The 18816-nt window shown below is 67.0% G+C and carries 17 protein-coding genes; 14 read left to right on the top strand and 3 right to left on the bottom strand.

The annotated features are described in order from the left end of the window. Positions 1 to 136 precede the first annotated feature (136 nt). The 8 genes from lysA (at position 137) to Q1V87_RS14000 (ending at position 10626) form a co-directional block, all read left to right on the top strand. Entirely contained in the window at positions 137 to 1564 is a 1428-nt protein-coding gene (gene lysA, locus Q1V87_RS14035; RefSeq protein ID WP_300594147.1) for a diaminopimelate decarboxylase, read from the top strand. Further along, positions 1561 to 2898 carry a homoserine dehydrogenase gene (locus tag Q1V87_RS14030; protein ID WP_300594144.1) on the top strand — a complete coding sequence of 446 codons (1338 nt, stop codon included), beginning with the start codon at positions 1561 to 1563 and terminating at the stop codon, positions 2896 to 2898. Before lysA ends, Q1V87_RS14030 begins: the two co-directional genes overlap by 4 nt. 1 nt (position 2899) lies before the next feature. Beyond that, complete coding sequence (gene thrC / locus Q1V87_RS14025; RefSeq protein ID WP_300594141.1) at positions 2900 to 3988, top strand: threonine synthase; 1089 nt, start codon at positions 2900 to 2902, stop codon at positions 3986 to 3988. Beyond that, positions 3985 to 4926, top strand: a complete 942-nt coding sequence (thrB, locus tag Q1V87_RS14020; RefSeq protein ID WP_300594138.1) for a homoserine kinase — start codon at positions 3985 to 3987, stop codon at positions 4924 to 4926. Before thrC ends, thrB begins: the two co-directional genes overlap by 4 nt. Positions 4927 to 5145: 219 nt before the next feature. After that, positions 5146 to 7269 carry a transcription termination factor Rho gene (gene rho, locus Q1V87_RS14015; protein WP_300594136.1) on the top strand — a complete coding sequence of 708 codons (2124 nt, stop codon included), beginning with the start codon at positions 5146 to 5148 and terminating at the stop codon, positions 7267 to 7269. 30 nt (positions 7270 to 7299) lie between these two features. Next, positions 7300 to 8382, top strand: a complete 1083-nt coding sequence (gene prfA, locus Q1V87_RS14010) for a peptide chain release factor 1 (RefSeq protein WP_292711899.1) — start codon at positions 7300 to 7302, stop codon at positions 8380 to 8382. A 66-nt stretch (positions 8383 to 8448) separates the two neighbouring features. After that, a complete protein-coding gene (locus Q1V87_RS14005) occupies positions 8449 to 8853 on the top strand; it encodes a hypothetical protein (RefSeq protein ID WP_267189575.1) in 405 nt (134 codons plus the stop codon). 42 nt (positions 8854 to 8895) lie between these two features. Beyond that, positions 8896 to 10626 (top strand): amidohydrolase, encoded by a 1731-nt coding sequence (locus Q1V87_RS14000; protein WP_300594132.1) that lies wholly within the window; start codon positions 8896 to 8898, stop codon positions 10624 to 10626. 126 nt (positions 10627 to 10752) lie between these two features. Here the strand turns inward: Q1V87_RS14000 and epsC are convergent, their stop codons facing one another. Next, complete coding sequence (epsC, locus tag Q1V87_RS13995) at positions 10753 to 11331, bottom strand: serine O-acetyltransferase EpsC (protein WP_300594129.1); 579 nt, start codon at positions 11329 to 11331, stop codon at positions 10753 to 10755. Between the two features lie 2 nt (positions 11332 to 11333). Then, positions 11334 to 12272, bottom strand: a complete 939-nt coding sequence (cysK, locus tag Q1V87_RS13990) for a cysteine synthase A (protein ID WP_292711906.1) — start codon at positions 12270 to 12272, stop codon at positions 11334 to 11336. A gap of 421 nt (positions 12273 to 12693) precedes the next feature. On the opposite strand from cysK, the gene Q1V87_RS13985 reads away from it, so the two are divergent. Further along, positions 12694 to 13101, top strand: a complete 408-nt coding sequence (locus Q1V87_RS13985; RefSeq protein WP_292711909.1) for a hypothetical protein — start codon at positions 12694 to 12696, stop codon at positions 13099 to 13101. Here Q1V87_RS13985 and Q1V87_RS13980 read toward each other — a convergent pair. Next, the gene (locus Q1V87_RS13980) at positions 13055 to 14671 is read right to left on the bottom strand and encodes a helix-turn-helix transcriptional regulator (RefSeq protein ID WP_300594124.1); all 1617 of its coding nucleotides are present in this window, start codon (positions 14669 to 14671) and stop codon (positions 13055 to 13057) included. The genes Q1V87_RS13985 and Q1V87_RS13980 overlap by 47 nt on opposite strands. A 121-nt stretch (positions 14672 to 14792) precedes the next feature. Between Q1V87_RS13980 and Q1V87_RS13975 the strand changes: the two genes are divergently transcribed. From Q1V87_RS13975 to Q1V87_RS13955, 5 genes are all read left to right on the top strand, one after another. Beyond that, the gene (locus tag Q1V87_RS13975; RefSeq protein WP_300594121.1) at positions 14793 to 15449 is read left to right on the top strand and encodes a hypothetical protein; all 657 of its coding nucleotides are present in this window, start codon (positions 14793 to 14795) and stop codon (positions 15447 to 15449) included. A gap of 39 nt (positions 15450 to 15488) precedes the next feature. Further along, on the top strand, positions 15489 to 16379 hold the full coding sequence (prmC, locus tag Q1V87_RS13970; protein ID WP_300594118.1) for a peptide chain release factor N(5)-glutamine methyltransferase: 891 nt from the start codon (positions 15489 to 15491) through the stop codon (positions 16377 to 16379). A 69-nt stretch (positions 16380 to 16448) separates the two neighbouring features. Further along, positions 16449 to 17159 (top strand): L-threonylcarbamoyladenylate synthase, encoded by a 711-nt coding sequence (locus tag Q1V87_RS13965; RefSeq protein WP_300594115.1) that lies wholly within the window; start codon positions 16449 to 16451, stop codon positions 17157 to 17159. Then, positions 17156 to 18310 carry an MraY family glycosyltransferase gene (locus Q1V87_RS13960; protein WP_292711919.1) on the top strand — a complete coding sequence of 385 codons (1155 nt, stop codon included), beginning with the start codon at positions 17156 to 17158 and terminating at the stop codon, positions 18308 to 18310. The genes Q1V87_RS13965 and Q1V87_RS13960 overlap by 4 nt, the downstream gene beginning before the upstream one ends. Further along, entirely contained in the window at positions 18307 to 18774 is a 468-nt protein-coding gene (locus Q1V87_RS13955) for a hypothetical protein (RefSeq protein WP_300594112.1), read from the top strand. The genes Q1V87_RS13960 and Q1V87_RS13955 overlap by 4 nt, the downstream gene beginning before the upstream one ends. Positions 18775 to 18816 lie beyond the last annotated feature (42 nt).

Raw genomic sequence — 18816 nt, 5'->3', positions numbered from 1 at the left:
GCGCAGACTGGCGGATTCCCGGGCGAGGATACCCGGTGCCCTAGACTGACCGGAGTGTCTCGGCGCGTGCGCTGACCGCCCGGGGCCCGCTCGCGCCGCTTGTTCGGCGCCGAAGACTTCACCGATTGGCTTCCGCGTGTCCGCCCACCCGACTTCCACCCCGCCCGTTCCGGCGTGGCTGGACGTGCCGTCGGATCCCAACGACCTGGTCGATGGTGTGTGGCCGACGGATGCCGCGCGCGATGCTGACGGCGAACTGGTCATCGGGGGAGTCGCGGCATCCGCGCTCGCTCGGGACTACGGCACGCCGCTGTATGTCCTCGATGAAGATGATGTGCGCTCTCACGCTGCCCGTGCCCGCGAGGCTTTCGCATCCGCGGCGGCGCGGCACGCAGTTGCGGCGCGGGTGTACTACGCGGGCAAGGCTTTTCTCAGCACAGAGGTGGTGCGTTGGGTGACGGATGCCGGGCTCGCCGTCGACGTCGCCAGCGGCGGTGAACTCGCCGTCGCCCTGGCAGCGGGTGTCGATCCGGCCCGGATCGGGGTACACGGAAACAACAAGAGCGTCGCCGAGCTCGAGCGAGCCGTCGCCGTCGGTGTCGGCTCCATCGTCGTCGACAGCTTCCAGGAGATCGAGCGTCTCGCTGCCGTCGCGGAAGCTGCCGGCGTCGTGCAACCCGTGCTCATTCGCGTCAATAGCGGTGTGCACGCGGAAACCCACGACTTCCTCGCGACAGCACACGAGGATCAGAAGTTCGGCTTCACGCTCGCGGATGCCGTCCTGGCTGCCACCCGAGTGCGCGAAGCCGTGGGCCTTCGGCTGGTCGGACTCCACTGTCACATCGGTTCGCAGATCTTCGGCACCGCCGGGTTCGCCGAGTCGGCAGCCCGCATCGTGGGGCTCTACGCAGACCTGCGGGGCGGCACGGATGCTGCTGAAGACCTCCAGGTCCTGAACCTCGGCGGCGGATTCGGTATCGCCTACACGCGTGCCGACACACCGACCGCGATCGAGGTTCTCGCTGATGGGATCGTCGACGCGGTAGCTGCCGAGTGCGCCGCGCGCGGCATCCGGATGCCGAATCTCGCCTTCGAACCGGGCCGCTCGATCGTCGGGCAGGCTGGCGTCACCCTCTACACGGTGGGCACCACGAAGACCGTCGCTCTCGAACACGGCCTCGAGCGCCTGTACGTGAGCGTGGACGGCGGCATGAGCGACAACGCAAGACCCGCGCTGTACGGCGCCCAGTACAGTGCACGCCTGGCATCCCGGGTCAGCGACGCCGCCCCGCACCTGGTTCGCGTCGTCGGCAAACACTGCGAGTCCGGTGACATCGTCGTGGATGCCGAGTACCTTCCCGCCGATGTGGCGCCGGGCGACCTCCTGGCCGTGCCGGCGACCGGCGCGTACTGTTTCTCGCTTGCCAGCAACTACAACTTCCTCCCGCGTCCGGCCGTCGTGGCCGTCCGGGACGGCCGCTCGCGCGTGATCGTGCGCGGTGAGACCATCGATGACCTGCTGGCGCGTGACGCCGGCATCCTCCCGACCGAAAGGACGGCATGACCGACTATCGCCGCCTCCGCGTGGCGCTGCTGGGCGCTGGAGCCGTCGGCTCCCAGGTCGCCGCGCTGCTGCGTCAGCACGCCGACGAACTGGCAGACCGCGCCGGAGCCCGCCTCGAACTCGTAGGAATCGCCGTACGCAACCCTGATGCGCCCCGCGATGCTGACCTGCCGCGCGAGTTGTTCACGACGGATGCCGAAACCCTCATTCTCGGCGCCGACATCGTCATCGAGCTGATGGGCGGGATCGAGCCTGCGCGCACGAGCCTGCTCCAGGCGATCGGTTCGGGTGCTGACGTCGTGACGGCCAACAAGGCGCTTCTTGCCACGCACGGACCGGAAATCTTCGAAGCAGCCGACCAGGTCGGCGCGCAGGTGTACTACGAGGCGGCGGCGGCGGGCGCGATTCCCATCATCCGTCCCCTGCGTGATTCGCTCGCCGGCGACCGGGTGCAGCGCATCATGGGCATCGTCAACGGCACCACCAACTACATCCTCGACCGGATGGACACCGAGGGTGCCGACTTCGGCGAGGTCCTCGCGGAGGCACAGGCCCTCGGGTATGCCGAGGCTGACCCGACGGCCGACATCGAGGGATACGACGCGGCGCAGAAAGCAGCGATCCTCGCGAGCCTCGCCTTCCACACGTCGGTGCCGTTGGAGGCGGTTCACCGCGACGGCATCACCGCGATCGACAAGCCGATGATGGATGCCGCGCGCAAGGCGGGTTATGTCATCAAGCTCCTCGCCGTCTGCGAGCGTGTGTCGAACGGCTCCGGCGAGGCGATCTCCGTGCGGGTGTACCCGGCCCTCGTGCCTCGCGAACATCCACTCGCGAGCGTCCACGGCGCGAACAACGCCGTGTTCGTGCAGGCCGAGGCTGCCGGAAACCTCATGTTCTACGGCGCCGGAGCGGGCGGCGTGCAGACGGCATCCGCGGTTCTGGGCGATGTCGTCTCTGCCGCACGACGCCATATTGCCGGTGGCGTGGGGGTCGGCGAGTCGACCCGCGCGAACCTCCCGATCCTGCCGATCGGGCACGTGACGACGCAGTACCAGATCACGCTCGAGGTCACCGACGAGCCCGGGGTCCTCGCGACCGTGGCCGGCATCCTCAGCGAGGGTCGCGTCTCGATTGCGACGGTCGAACAGACGGTGGCTGACGCATCCACCGACCCGCTCGCGCGCGTCACCGCCGACCCGACGGGTGTTGCCCGCCTCGTGATCGGCACCCACAAGGCATTGGAACAGGATCTCAGCGAGACGGTTGCCCGCCTCGCTGACAGTGACGTCGTGGACCGGGTCGTTTCGGTCCTGCGAGTAGAAGGAGATTGACGTGGCACACGTGTGGCGCGGAGTCATGAACGAGTATGCCGACCGCCTGGGGGTGACCGCGGAATCGACGGTCGTCTCCCTCGGAGAGGGCGGCACGCCCCTGGTGCCGGCGCCGGCGCTGTCGCAGCGCACCGGAGCCCAGGTCTGGGTGAAGTTCGAGGGTATGAACCCGACCGGTTCTTTCAAGGACCGCGGCATGACCGTAGCCCTCTCACGGGCTGTCGAGCACGGCGCCAAGGCCGTCATCTGCGCCTCGACGGGCAACACCTCGGCATCCGCTGCCGCGTACGCCGCCCACGCGGGGATCACTGCGGCAGTGCTGGTACCCGAGGGCAAGATCGCCATGGGCAAGCTCAGTCAGGCGGTGGCGCACAACGGTCAGCTCATCCAGATCCGCGGCAACTTCGACGACTGCCTCGAGATCGCCCGGGAGCTCGCCGACAACTACCCCGTCCACCTCGTGAACTCGGTCAACCCTGACCGCATCGAGGGGCAGAAGACTGCGGCGTACGAGATCGTCGAGGTCCTCGGCGACGCGCCCGACTTCCATTTCATCCCCGTCGGCAACGCCGGTAACTACACGGCGTACTCCCGCGGCTACCGCGAGGAGGCAGAGCGTGGCGTCGCTACCCGCGTTCCGCGGATGTTCGGGTTCCAGGCAGAGGGAAGCGCTCCGCTCGTGCGCGGCGAAGTCGTGAAGAACCCCGAGACGATCGCCACCGCCATCCGGATCGGAAACCCGGCATCGTGGGAGCTCGCACTCGAAGCCCGGGCGGCGACCGATGGCTGGTTCGGCGCGATCGACGACGAGCGGATTCTCGCCGCGCAGAAGATCCTCGCCGGTGAGGTCGGGGTTTTCGTGGAGCCGGCATCGGCGATCAGCGTTGCGGGCCTGCTCGACCGGGCGGAGGCGGGAGTGATCCCGGCGGGATCCACGGTCGTGCTGACCGTGACCGGCCACGGGCTCAAGGACCCGCAGTGGGCGCTGCGTAACGCCGACGGCTCGGAGGCCCGGCCGACTGTCGTGGACGCGACCACGTCCGAGGTGGCCTCTGTGCTGGGACTCGCGCGCGCAGGGGCGCCCGCGTGAACGCAGCCCGGGTCGCCGAACGTTCGGTCGCGGTGCGTGTGCCCGCGACCAGCGCGAACCTGGGTCCGGGATTCGACACGCTGGGGCTCGCCCTCAGCATCTACGACGACCTGGTCGTGACCTCGCTTGCGGAGCCCGGGCTCGACATCCAGGCCGAGGGTGAAGGCGCTGACGAAATCCCGCGGGATGAAACGAACCTTCTGGTGCGGGCCATGGCCTATGCCTTCGAGGCGGTCGACCGCCCCATGCCCGGATTGCGTCTGCGCGCCCGCAACACGATCCCGCACGGCCGCGGCCTCGGGTCTTCTGGCGCAGCGGTCGTTGCCGGCATCCTGGCCGTCAAGGGACTGCTCGAGGGTGATGTCGAGATCGGGCCCGACACCATGCTGCGCCTGGCGACCGAGCTGGAGGGGCATCCCGACAATGTGGCACCGGCGCTGTTCGGCGGTCTGACGATCGCGTGGATGGACGAGGCGATCCCGCAGCACAAGAAGCTGCTGGTGCACCGCGGTGTCTCGCCCGTCGTGTTCGTCCCGGGCTTCACGATGTCAACGAGCGTCGCCCGTAGCCTTCAGCCCCTGCAGGTGCCTCGAGAGGATGCGGTCTTCAATCTCTCGCGGTCAGCGCTGCTGATCGCGGCTCTCACGCAGAGCCCCGAGCTGCTGCTTGCCGCCACGGAAGACAAGCTGCATCAGAACTACCGTGCGCAGGCGATGCCTGAGACCGACCGACTGGTCCGGGCGCTGCGCGAGCAGGGCTTCGCGGCAGTCGTGTCGGGAGCGGGCCCCAGTGTGCTGGTGCTGGCGGACGGACCGGGCCGTCGCCTGGAGGCGGCAGCGGTTGCCGAGCAGGTCACGGACACCCCGTGGGAGGCTCACATGCTGGCCGTCGACGTCAAGGGTGGTACAGTGAAGGAGCACGCGGGGGGTTCCACGTAACTCGTGAATCTGGCCCCCGCCGCATATCTGCGAAGCCTCCGCAATTCCCTCGATCTTCCGAATCCGGACATCTCTGTCCGGAAGGAATCGAGGAGAGGCAGATGAGCACGAGACGCTGAGTCCCGCTCAGCACCTCGAGCCCATCGCGGCGGCTTCTTCATCCGTGCGGGTCCGCACATCATTCGATTCACCGCACATTAGGTACACAAGGGAGTACTCGTGGAGTCCATCTCCGAGGTCCAGACCGACGCGTCCGAGAGCGACGCTGTCGACCAGACCACCCCAGCGGCCGACGAGGCCGCACCCCAGACCGAAACCACCCCGTCGCAAGCATCGACCGAGACCGAGACCGAGAGCGCCGACGCCGACGCCGACGCCGACGCCGCGGAAGCTTCGGCTCCCGAGTCGGAGGCCGCTGTCGAGACCGAGGTCGCAGAACCTACTGCCGAGGCGAGCACGGAGCCGGCCGAGGATGCAGGTAATGCCGCCGAGGCGAGCGACGAGACTGCTGACGCGGCCCCTGCCTCGTCCCCGGACGCCCAGGAAGCAGCGACTGCTGAGGAGCAGGCATCCGCAGCGCCATCAGAGGCCCCCGCCGAGGAGGCTCCCGCCGCTGAAGCGCCAGCCAAGCCGGTACGCAAGCGGGCACCCCGTCGAGCCAAGAGCACCGACGTTGCCGCGCAGGCTCCCGCAGACGAGGCTCCCGCAGACGAGGCTGCCGCAGAGCTGCCCGCGTCCACCGGCGCCGAGCAGTCGAGCGCGGCTGCAGACGACAAGCCGGTCGACACGTCGGCCGAGGGCGACAAGCCCCTCGATGCAGGGGATGCACCCGAGGCTGCTCCCGCCGAGGCAGTAGCAGCCGACGAGTCGTCGACCAGCGCCGAGTCCTCCGACGACGCCGGCGAAGAGTCCACGCCGAGCCGCAGCCGCAGCCGCAGCCGTAGCCGCAGCCGCAACCGGGCATCCGGCGGCAACGGCAACGGATCGGGTAACGCCGGCAACGGCAACGCGGGTTCGACCGGCGGGCCTGAGCAGTCGGCCTCGACGAACTCGGACGAGGACGGCGGTGCGTCCAGCGCTCGCGGTCGCCAGCGCAACAAGCGCCGTGGCCCGAACCAGAACGACGAGTTCGAGCCCGAGGTCGGCGAGGACGATGTCCTGATCCCGATCGCCGGCATCCTGGACGTACTCGACAACTACGCCTTCGTTCGCACGACCGGCTACCTGCCCGGCCAGAGCGATGTATACGTCTCGCTCGGTCAGGTCAAGAAGTACAACCTGCGCAAGGGTGATGCCGTCGTCGGTGCCATCAAGCAACCCCGCGAAGGCGAGCAGACTGGCCGCCAGAAGTACAACGCACTCGTCAAGGTGGATGCCGTCAACGGCCTGTCGGTCGAGGACGCCGCGAACCGCGTCGAGTTCGGCAAGCTCACGCCGCTCTACCCGCAGGAGCGCCTGCGCCTGGAGACTGCCCCCGAAAAGCTCACGCAGCGGATCATCGACCTGGTAGCTCCCATCGGCAAGGGCCAGCGCGGCCTCATCGTCGCGCCACCGAAGGCCGGGAAGACGATCGTGCTGCAGCAGATCGCGAACGCGATCGCGACCAACAACCCCGAGGTCCACCTCATGGTCGTGCTCGTCGATGAGCGGCCCGAAGAAGTCACCGACATGCAGCGCACCGTGAAGGGCGAGGTCATCGCCTCGACCTTCGACCGTCCAGCCGAAGACCACACCACGGTCGCCGAGCTCGCCATCGAGCGGGCCAAGCGCCTCGTCGAACTCGGCCGTGACGTCGTCGTGCTGCTGGATTCGATCACCCGACTCGGCCGCGCCTACAACATCTCCGCGCCGACTTCTGGCCGCGTCCTCACCGGCGGTGTCGACGCCTCAGCGCTCTATCCGCCCAAGCGCTTCTTCGGCGCTGCTCGCAACATCGAGAACGGCGGATCGCTCACGATTCTCGCCACGGCACTGGTCGAGACCGGCTCCAAGATGGACGACGTCATCTTCGAGGAGTTCAAGGGCACCGGCAACAGCGAACTGCGTCTGAACCGCCAGCTTGCTGACAAGCGCATCTTCCCCGCAGTGGATGTCAACGCGTCGAGCACGCGTCGCGAAGAGATTCTGCTCTCGCCCGACGAGGTCAAGATCACCTGGAAGCTGCGTCGCGCCCTCGCGGGCCTCGACCCCCAGCAGGCACTCGAGGTCGTGCTCGGAAAGCTCAAGGAAACCCAGTCCAACGTCGAGTTCCTCGTGCAGATGCAGAAGTCGATTCCGGCGCCGACCTCCAACGGTCACGGTGCCGGCGGACACGGCCACGGACACGAGAACAGCATCCGCTGACCCGGCGGCATCGAGATGGCCGAGCCGGCGATGTTCGACTCCGTCCGCGCGCTGATCGACGAGCACCGCGAGGTGCAGATCGAACTGTCTGACCCGGCGGTGCACGCAGATCCTGCCCGCGCAAAGCGGGTGAACAGACGCTACGCCGAACTGAGTCGGATTGTCGCTGCCCACGACGCGTGGGTGGCGGCATCCGATGACCTGGCAGCTGCCCGCGACCTCGCGAGGGAGGACGACGCCTTCGCAGAGGAGGTGCCGGCACTCGAGGAGCGCCTCGCCGAAACGCAGGAGCGGCTTCGGCGGCTGCTGATTCCGCGAGACCCGGATGATGCGCGCGACGTGATCATGGAGATCAAGCAGGGCGAGGGCGGTGCAGAGAGCGCCCTGTTCGCCGCTGACCTGCTGCGGATGTACCTGCAGTACGCCGCCTCGAAAGGGTGGAAGACCGAACTTCTCGAGCGCAATGAGTCAGACCTCGGTGGGTTCAAGGATGTCCAGGTCGCGATAAAAGGGTCGTCCACCGACCCGTCGCAGGGTGTGTGGGCTCATCTGAAGTACGAGGGCGGCGTGCACCGCGTACAGCGGGTTCCCGCGACCGAGTCCCAGGGGCGCATTCACACCTCGACGACAGGCGTACTGGTCTTTCCCGAGGTCGATGAGCCCGAAGAGATCCACATCGATCAGAACGATCTCAAGATCGACGTGTTCCGTTCCTCCGGCCCCGGCGGCCAGTCGGTGAACACCACGGACTCGGCGGTGCGGATCACGCACCTGCCGACAGGCATCGTGGTGTCGATGCAGAACGAGAAGTCTCAGCTGCAGAACCGCGAGGCCGGGATGCGTGTCCTGCGAGCCCGGCTGCTGGCCAAACAGCAGGAGGAGCGGGATGCCGCGGCATCCGATGCCCGTCGCTCCCAGATCCGTGGGATGGATCGCTCGGAGCGCATTCGGACCTACAACTTCCCCGAGAATCGCATCGCCGATCACCGGACCGGCTACAAGGCCTACAACCTGGATCAGGTCATGGATGGCGCCCTCGAACCGATCATCGCGTCGTGCATCGCAGCCGACGAGGAGGAGCGGCTCGCCGCTCTCGGTTCAGACGGGAACTGATCCCGCGCGCCGCAGCGAGAGATCCTGTCGCGGTGGTCATCGAGGCGCTACTGTCAGGGCGTGGTCATGTTCCTCATCCGCGCGTTGATCTTCGTCCTCTCCGCCGCCGTCGGCCTCATCGCCGCCGACCTGCTGCTTCCCGGCTTCCGTATCGACTGGGCCGACTGGTGGGGCTTCGTCCTTGCCGTTTTGATCTTCGCCGTACTCCAGAGCGTCCTGTCGCCGTGGATCGCGACAGTCGCGAAGCGTAACGCGCCCGCCCTGCTCGGGGGCATCGGCATCATCTCGACCCTTGTCGCGCTCGTGATCGTTGTGCTCATTCCCCGTGGCGGCATCAGCATCGGCGAGCCTTTCGTGCTCACCTGGATTCTCGCACCCGTCATTGTGTGGCTGGTCACGGCCCTCGCGACGTGGCTGCTGCCGATGGTCTTCATCAAGAAGAAGGTCGAGGAGCGTCGCTCCGAGAAATAGACGGGGCGCCGACCACGGCCGTCAGCAAAGGGGGGTAAAGACATGGACGTCATCATCACCGCGGGGACCATCGTCACGATGCACGCGGCGCGAACCAGAGCGCAGGCTGTCGCTGTCTCAGACGGGCGGATCGTCGCCGTGGGGAGCGTGGCTGAGTGTCAGAGCGCGCTACCTGGCGCAAGCCTGCACGATACGGGCGCCGCCGCGCTGCTACCCGGATTCGTCGAGCCGCATTCGCATCCCGTTCTCAGCGGTATGGCCACGATGCCGCCGGCGTATTGGATCGCGCCGTGGTTCGCCCCGACATGGGATGACGTGGTCGCTGCCTTCCACAAGGCGATCGCGGAGACGCCGGCCGACCAGCCGCTCGCGTTCTTCGGCTTCGATGGTCTCCTGCACAAGCACGCCGACCCGACGGCACCAGAACTCGATGCCATCTTCGGCGACCGCATGGTGATGGTCTTCGGCAACTCGGGGCACACGTCCTACGTCACGACCGCGGTGCTCGAGCACCTCGGCTGGGTGAAGAACCCACCGGCGGACCCCGTTGGCGGATTCTTCGGCCGCAACGCCGACGGCTCCCTCAACGGTGTGGCCACCGAGATTCCTGCGGCCATGGCGCAGGCGGCTCCCGTGCTGGAGGCCCTTGCGAAGAGCCCGAAGCCCCTGCAGGGGGCCGTGGAGTACTACGTGCTGCTGTCCTCGGCGGGGATCACCGCCACGTCGGAGCATACGTACAAGACCGAGCTGAAGTCGGCGTACGAGGCGCTCGCATCGCTTCCGAACAGCCCCCTGCGGATCTCGCTGTACCACATGTCGACGGAGGCTGACTGCGGTGATCCATTCACCTCAGCGGCGCCTGACGAGATGCTGCGCAAGCAGGGGATCAAGCTCTGGGCCGACGGGTCGCCGTGGGTCGGCAACGTGGCGATGAGCTCGCCCTACCTCGACACCGAGGTGACGCGCGCTGCAGGAATCGATCCGGGAATCCCCGGCGAGAAGATGATGAACTACACCCGCGACCAGCTTGACGCCCTGTTGGAGGCTCACGTCGGTGAGGGCTGGCAGATGGCCTTCCACGCCAACGGCGATATCGCGATCGACATCGTGCTGGATGCTTTCACAACGGTGCTCGGCCGGCACAACCTGATCGAGAGTGATCACCGCTGGCGGATCGAGCACATCGGCGGTGCTCGTGCTGATCAATTCGCTCGGATGGCCTCAATCGGTGCCGTGCCCTCCATGGGGCCGTTCCAGTTCTACTACTGGGGCGATCTGCTCGACGGGGGCATGTTCGAGCCGGCGGTGGGTGGTTCCTGGCAGCGCTTCCGCGACGCTTTCGACGCGGGTCTTCCGGTTTCGTTCCACAACGACGGCTCCGTCACGCCTCCCACGCCGCTGCTGAACATGCAGGCAGCCGTCACGCGCCGGTGCGTGTCCGGCGCTCTGCACGCTCCCGAACAGGCGGCGACGCTGGATGAGGCGCTGCGGGCACACACGATCAATGCAGCGTTCGCGCTGGGGCGCGAGCACGAGATCGGCTCCATCGAGGTGGGCAAATTCGCGGACTTCGTCGAACTCGACGCGGATCCGTACTCGGTGGCTCCCGACAAGATCAGCGCCATCGGCGTGCTTGGCACGTGGCTCGGCGGCGCTCGCGTCGACCTCGGGGAGTTCGCCGCGGCATCCCACCAGGTCGACGACGCTGCCTTCGCGCAGCTGCGCACCTACGGCGTGCCGGCGTGCTGTCACCTTCCCGGGGCTAACGCGTGACACCCGGCTCGTCTGCATGACGGGCTCTGGAAGTCGCGCGACGTTCGCAGAATGACGCGAAGTTCGCACGATTGTCGCGGCATCCTGCGAACTCCATGCGATTCCGCGAACCTCGTTGAGGTCTGCTCAGATCTGGTAGTCGGGCATCGTCAGGATGGCGCGGGTGTCCATCCCGTCCTTGCGCTTGCGGGCCTTTGCCGGGATGCCGGTGAGCACGCTGTCGGCTGGCGCATCCCGCGTGACCACGGCGTTCGCCCCCACGACCGAGCGGTCGCCGATCGTGATCGGGCCGAGGATTTTCGCGCCGGCGCCGACCGCGACTTCGTTGCCGATCGTGGGGTGGCGCTTGCCACCCTCGCGCTGCCGGCCGCCCAGCGTGACCTGGTGGTAGAGCAGGACGTCATCGCCGATCTCGACAGTCTCGCCGATGACGACGCCCATGCCGTGGTCGATGAAGAAGCGCCGTCCGATCTGCGCGCCGGGATGGATCTCGATGCCGGTGAGCCAGCGGGTGAGCTGAGATCCCGCCCGCGCGAGGAAGCGCGCGTTGTGGGTCCAGAGCCAGTGGTTGACGCGGTGCGCCCAGATCGCATGCAGTCCCGAATAGAGGACCGCGATCTCCAGACCGCTGCGGGCAGCAGGGTCTCGGAGCTTCGCTGCGGCAATGTCCTCACGGACACGGCCGATGACGTGGCGCACCCCCACGCTCAGTCCTCGCGCAGGTGCTCGAACAGTGCCGTTGAGAGGTAGCGCTCCCCGTTGGAGGGGATGACCACAACGATGTTCTTGCCCGCGGCCTCGGGTCGCGCCGCGACCTGAAGAGCAGCCCACACTGCAGCACCGCTGGAGATACCCACGAGGATGCCGTCCTTTGTGCCCACGGCGCGGGCGGTGGTGATCGCGTCGTCGAACTCGACGTCGATGACTTCGTCGATAACGCCCTGGTCGAGGATCTCGGGGATGAAGTTCGGGCCGATGCCCTGGATCTTGTGGGGACCGGGGCGACCCTCGGTCAGCAGCGGGGAATCCTTAGGCTCGACGGCGACGACCTTGACGCCGGGGACGCGCTCCTTGAGCACCTGGCCGACGCCGGTGATCGTGCCGCCCGTGCCGATCCCGGCCACGAAGTAGTCGACCTTGCCGTCGGTGTCGCGCAGGATCTCTTCAGCCGTGGTCTTGCGATGGATCGCAGGGTTCGCCTCGTTGGCGAACTGCTTGGCAAGGACCGCTCCGGGTGTGGATGCGGCGATCTCCTCTGCCTTCGCGACCGCGCCCTTCATACCGAGGGCCGGGTCGGTCAGTACGAGCTCCGCGCCGTAGCCCTTCAGGAGCAGCTTGCGCTCGGTCGACATCGACGAGGGCATGGCCAGGATGACCTTGTAGCCGCGAGCGGCGCCGACCATAGCCAGCGCGATGCCGGTGTTGCCGCTGGTGGCCTCGACGATCGTGCCGCCCGGGGGGAGTTCGCCTGAGGCTTCCGCGGCATCCACGATCGCGATGCCGAGGCGGTCCTTCACGCTGGACGCGGGGTTGTAGAACTCGAGCTTTGCCAGCACTGTGCCATCGACGCCCTCCGCGACGCGGTTGAGCCTGACGAGGGGAGTGTTGCCGAACGCGCTCGTGATGTCGTTGTGGATGCCGGTCATGCCAGGCCTTTCGCGGAGGTGGTCGGTACAACGACCAAGCGTAGGCGAGCGTCTCCGGTGTGGGCGAAATGTGACGAATTGCTCCGTCAACCGAGCCTCATCGTTCCGACCTTCGGTCGATGCACCGTTACGTAGGGAATGCACGTGCCTGAGCGGGGGGCTACGCGGTGTTCAGGTTCGGGACGCCCCATCCCTGACGTGACGCACCGTAGCGTGGCGCTGTTCATCGGAAGGGGTAGTCATGTCGGTTCGGTTCCGGTCTCCCATTTGTGTGCTCAGCGTCGCGATCCTGTGCTTCAGTGCGACGGGACTGACAGCGTGTTCCGGTGCCGGGCCCACTGCCCCGGAAGCATCGCTCGTCGCGACGACCGACGTGGCAACGGCAGAGGGTGGGTCAGAGCCCACCGCGTCCCCGGAGCCGATGATCGAGGCGGCGAGCGACCCGGAGTCTTCCGACCTGTGCTCGCTGGTCAGTCATGACGAGGTGGTGGCTCTTCTGGGCGCCGCGACGTTCGTAAGCCAGAATTCGTTCGGCAGTCTCACCGATTCGTTCGGGGGCCAATGCGCGTGGGCTGACAATACGACCGGCGACACCGCGGGTGGGGCGACCTTCCTCGAACTCATTGTCTGGGATCCCGCGGGCACCAATCCGCCGCCGCCGGACGCGCCCCGTGCGGGCTCCGAAGGCATCGTCGCAACCAGCACGGGCGCCTACTTCGCCTCCGCAGACAAGGTCTTCTGGCTGCGTGTGTCTGGCGATCACGCCACGGATCAGGCGCTCGTCAGCGCGACACAAGCGTTGGCTGAGTCTGTAGCTGCCCGGATATGACAGGGGGTACTGTGCCAACGAGGACGGCGACGGCTCCCACACGACCGGCGACGCCGAGGGCACGGTAGATACCGCGAAGGTGTTTCTCAACGGTCTTCTCACTGATCGCGAGGCGCTCGGCGATGGCCCGGTTACCCTCACCGGCGACCATCAGGCGTGCGACGTCGGTCTGACGCGCTGTCATGCGCGCAAGCAGAAGTGCGTCGATCGTGGTGGCGCCCTCCCGGGCACGTGCAATTCCGACTCGATTGGAAACGCCCAGCTTGTTGATGATCGCGGCGATGTGACCTTCGACGGTACGAGGGGAGAGGTAGAGGATTCTCGCGATCTCCTGATTGCGCAGGCCTTGAGCAGCCAGACGGGCGACAGCCTCCTGGGCGAGAGTGAGGCTCGACCACTGGATACTGTCGAGGGCCGCCCCGGGTGGGGATGTCGAGGCGAGACGCTGTTCGGCCCAGGCTCGCAGTTCCGCGGTGCTCACCGATCGGAGGAGTCGCTCAAGGCTGCGGGCGGCCACCGCATCTGGTTCGTCCCTGCGGTTGGGGCCTGCAGAACCGGAAGTAGCCATGACATTGGCGATGATCATGGTCGCGCGGGCTCCGACCAGCCCGCTGCCCGTGCGATCGGCCTGTCGTCGTGCGCGATCGGCGCGTGCCATGCCGCCCGGCCGATCGCCGCGGGCGATATCGATCCGAGCTCGGGCGGCCTCTCGTGCTGCGTGGAATTGCTCGTTGACGCCAAGATCAACCCGATCGAAGTCCAGGATCATCCACTCGGCGAGATCGATCTGTCCGGCGCTGACAGCAGCCTCGATCAGCACGTCGTATGCGTATGCGCGGAGGGCAGGGGGCAGCAACGGCATTCCGGCGCCGCCGCTGCCGAGACGCAGAATCTCTGAAGCGCTGTCGAGCGCACCGACGGCGGCGAGACCGAGCGATGTTGTGAGCGCCATGCCCGAGTCGGCATACCCTCGTGCGGGAAGGATCACTGCGCGAACCTTCTCGGTTTCGGCCAGCGCGAGGCGGGGGTTGCCGCTCAGGCCCGCGAGGAGAACCCGCACACACCAGACAGATCTCTGAGCGAGGGGTGCCTCCGCGTCGGCGGTTGCCGCATTGAGCGCGCCTCGGGCCGCGTCGATGTCGCCCCGGAACAACAGCGCGCGCGTGAACGCGAGGTGAAGCCACACGCGAGCTCGGCGTGGAACAGCCAGCTGGACGGCATCGCTCAGCATCCGCTGGCATCCAGCCATGTCGCCGACGATGTGTGCCGCCTCGCTCCAGCGGAACAATGCCATCGCGCCGGTTATGGAGCCAGCGTCCGGCATCCGAGGCTGTATCCCACCCCGCACCGCGCCCGTGAGCAGGGCCTCGACCTGCGCCCGGCCAGCTGCTGCGGCGTCGGAGTCGTCTTCGTCGTCGGAGGCGAGCAGCGCATGAGCGTCGCCGAATCGCCCTTCGAACAGCGCGCCGTACGCCGCGGCCCATCCGCGCGCAGGGAGGCAGTCGGTTTGCCCCGTCTCCATCGTTTGCAAAACGGCGAGGGAAGCAGCATCCTCCACCCTTCGGCTCATGCGCCTGATCATGCCACGTGCCGCTCGACAGGGTGGGGGAACTACCCTCGCTGCCGCCGAACGCGGGGGGAACCACGTGACGCCGAGCCCGGCGCGCACCCAGGTCGGTAACCATCGAGCCATGAGATCGTCTCGACTTGTTGTCCTCGTTGCTTTGGCTTCTCTCGCTGGTCTCGGGCTGACCGCCTGCAGCAGTGCGCCCCTCGACGACCAGCCGAAGACCGACAAGGTCGAGGAGGCAACGATCGATCCGTCCGTTGAGCTGCCTGAGCCAGGGACGGGCGATGTGTGCATCCTGGATGCGTGGAGCGCAGATCTCCCGGGTCTTGCAGCTCAGATGGAATCGGACCTCTATGCGGACGACCAGCTCGATGTGCTCGCCGCTGATGTGACGATCGATGGTGAGATCCAGTGGATCTTCGAGGCCGACCACACCTTCCAGTGGGGCGGGCCCGCGACCTTCACCACGTATGTCGCCGACACCGCAGGAATGGAGATGACGGTGTCGCTCGAATATGGCGGAACGGTCACAGGCACCTGGGTGTACGACAACCCTGAGATGAGTCGCATTGTGATCGGCGGGATCGACACATCCCTTCACACCGTCACGCCGACGGTCACGGTCAACGGCGTGCGGATGGACGATCCATCGGTGTTCGACGCGGTCGTCGATGCCGCTCCCGGACCCGGCCCGGTCGAGATCACCTGTGGCGGGGGGAGTCTGCTGACTCAGCCGGCGGGTAGTCCCTATGTCACGGAGTGGCTGCTTTCGCGCTGAGCTGGGGTGTCAGCGCTCCCTCTAGGCTGAGGGGCGCCCATGGATGCAGATCTGACACACACCAGCCAGCACAAGACAGTCGCAGGCGCCATCTCCGATGCTGCTGAACATCTCGCTCGTGCAGGAGTTCTCGATTCTCGTCGGGATGCCGAGCTTCTCCTTGCGCACGTTCTCGCGGTATCACCTGGCGCAGTCCAGGCAGCGGCCGTGCGAGGCGACACGCTGGAGGAGGCATCCGACGCGCACTACCGGGAGCTCGTTGCTCGACGCTCCTCCCGGGAGCCGCTGCAGCACATCACGGGAAGCGCACCGTTCCGCCACCTCGAGCTGCGGGTCGGCCCGGGCGTTTTCGTGCCGCGACCAGAGACCGAAACCCTCGTGCAGATCGCGTTGGATGCGCTGCTTGCCGCTGCGTCGCCCTCACCGATCGCCGTAGACCTCGGAACGGGGTCGGGTGCGATCGCCCTCGCGTTGGCGACCGAGGCTCCGCACTCCCGCGTCTTCGCCGCTGAGAATGCCGTCGATGCCTTCATCTGGGCCACGGAGAACTTCACCGCCATCGGCGCTGAGAACGCCACCCTGGCCTTCATCGATCTCGCCCGCGCGTTTCCCGACCTCGACGGGAAGGTCTCCGTGGTTGTGAGTAATCCGCCGTACGTGCCGGATGCCGCGGTGCCGCGCGATCCCGAAGTGCGGTGGTTCGATCCGCCGACCGCCCTCTACGGCGGGGAAGACGGGCTGGATGTCGTCAGGCAGGTCAGCGCGACAGCGCTGCGATTGGCTCACCCCGGCGCGCTCGTGGCCATCGAGCACGGCGAGAGTCAGGGCGCGGCGATCCGGGAGCTCCTGGTGGCTGACGGATGGCGAGCGCCCGCGACCCACATGGATCTCACGCGCCGCGATCGGGTCACTACCGCGCTGCATCCGTAACCGCTCGCGCTTCCTGCAACGGCCGCCGCTTCCCGGAACGGCCCGTGGCTTCCGTAGACTGAGCAGGCCATGTCCGACATCTTCGACTGCCGTGACGATGCCCAGCTCTTGCCCGGCATGCGACAGGCGCGCCAAGCGATCGGCCGGGGTGCCCTTGTCGTCATCCCCACCGACACCGTGTACGGGGTAGCCGCCGACGCGTTCAGCGCTGCCGCAGTGCAGCGGTTGCTGGATGCCAAGGGCCGCACCCGTGAATCGCCGCCGCCCGTGCTCGTGGCGGGAACAACCATGGTGCGCGCACTCGTTGCCGACCTGCCCGAGCCGGTCGAGCGACTCATCGAAAGGTTCTGGCCCGGCGGATTGACGATCGTGCTGCCCGCTCAGCCCTCGTTGACGTGGGACCTGGGGGAGACCCGCGGCACGGTCGCGGTTCGCATGCCCGATCACCGCATCGCCCTCGAACTCATCGAAGAGACCGGTCCGCTCGCGGTCTCGAGCGCGAACCTGACCGGTGAGGCCGCCGCCGTCGACGTGCTCAGCGCACACCAGATGCTCGGTGACCGGATCGATGTCTACCTGGATTCGGGTCCCGTCGCCACGGGAGTTCCCTCGACGATCCTCGACGCCACGGGACTCGCTCGACGCGAGCGCGGAGCGGCGCGCATCCTTCGTGTCGGCGCGGTGACGGCTGATGAGATCCGTGAGGTGATCGGCGATCTGCTCGATGACCCCGCTGCACCGCCTGTGGACACGGATGCCGACGACACCGGATTCGCGTGAAGCAGTACCTGTTCGTCGTCATCCTGACCGCGACCATCACCCTCGTGCTGGCGTGGGCGGTGTGGCAGTTGAGCATGCGCTACAAGCTCTACCCCGGCATCCGGGAGCGCGACGTCCACAAGACACCGACGCCGCGCCTAGGCGGGGTCGCCATGTATCTCGGTATCGTCGCTGCATTCCTCGCATCGTCGCAGCATCCCTTCTTCTCGATTTTCTGGGCGGACCCCGCGGCCGTGTGGGCGATCCTCGGCGCCACGACACTCATCGTGCTCGTCGGTGTCGCCGACGACATCTGGGACCTCGACTGGATGATCAAACTCGGCGCGCAGTTCGCGGCCGCGGGAATCATCGCGTGGTTCGGCAAGCTGCAGATCCTCTCGCTTCCGATCGGCGGGCTGACGGTCGGCTCGAGTTGGATGAGCTTCGTGCTGACGGTCTTGTCGATCGTGATCGTCATGAACGCGGTCAACTTCATCGACGGACTCGATGGTCTTGTCGCCGGTGTCGCCCTCATCGCCAATGGCGTCTTCTTCGCGTACTCGTACCTGCTCGTCCGGGACGCCGGAGCAACCACCTACTTCAACCTGGCATCCTTCATCGCGGCAGCGCTCATCGGGGCGTGTATCGGATTTCTTCCACTGAACTGGACGCCCGCGAAGCTCTTCATGGGAGACAGCGGAGCACTCATGCTGGGCCTGCTGATGGCCGTGTCGGCGATCGCGATCACCGGTCAGATCACCCCGTCGCAACTCGATCCCGACAACTTCGGCAGGTCCCAGCTGCTCGGTGCATTCATCCCGATCCTGCTGCCGATCACGATCGTGCTGCTGCCGCTGCTCGATTTCGGTCTCGCGATCATCCGTCGTGTCGGGGCCGGGAAGTCGCCGTTCTCGCCGGACCGCAAGCACCTGCACCACCGGATGCTCGACATGGGCCACAGCGATCGCACTGCCGTCCTGATTTTCTATGCGTGGACCGCGATCATCGGCCTGGCCATGCTGCTGATGTACATCGGAACCGCATCCGACTGGCCGGGGGAGTACCTCCTCGGCGTCGGGTTCGGCGTCATCGGCGCTATCGCCTGCCTCGTCGTCACCCTCATGCCCCCGGGGCGTCGCCCCGACCCCGTCATCGCCCAGGAGGCCTCGTGAGCACCGTGTCAAGCACCCCGATCCTGCGTACGACGGTGATCTGGTCGGCGATCGTGACCGGAGCGCTCGCCGTCGTCGGTGCCCTCGTCGGCTACCTCGCCGCCGGCGAGTCGGGGCTCTGGAGCGCCCTGCTCGGTGTGCTGCTTGCCGCGGTTTTCCTCGGGATCACGAGTATCAGCATCCTGATCGCCAACCGGTGGTTCGGAACCGACCTGTATGTGCCGATCTTCTTCGGCATCGTGCTGGGCGGCTGGCTGCTGAAGTTCATCGTGTTTCTGGTCGTACTGTTCGTCGTGCGTGACCAGCCCTGGGTCAACGAGATCGTGTTCTTCCTTGCCCTCGTGGCGGGGATCCTGGCATCGCTCGCCGTCGATGTCATCGTGCTCACCAGGATGCGGTTGCCGTACGCCAGCGACACCAAACTGCCCACGACAGACCCCGACGACACCTCCGTAAGGGAGTGACGCGGCGCCGGGAGCCCTCCGGGTTTGCTAATGTGGTCTTGC

Origin of the sequence: Microbacterium sp. (genome assembly GCF_030149085.1) — a bacterium.
In the GTDB taxonomy this organism is placed as follows: Bacteria; Actinomycetota; Actinomycetes; order Actinomycetales; family Microbacteriaceae; genus Microbacterium.
This window is presented reverse-complemented; position numbering and strand designations above follow the sequence as displayed.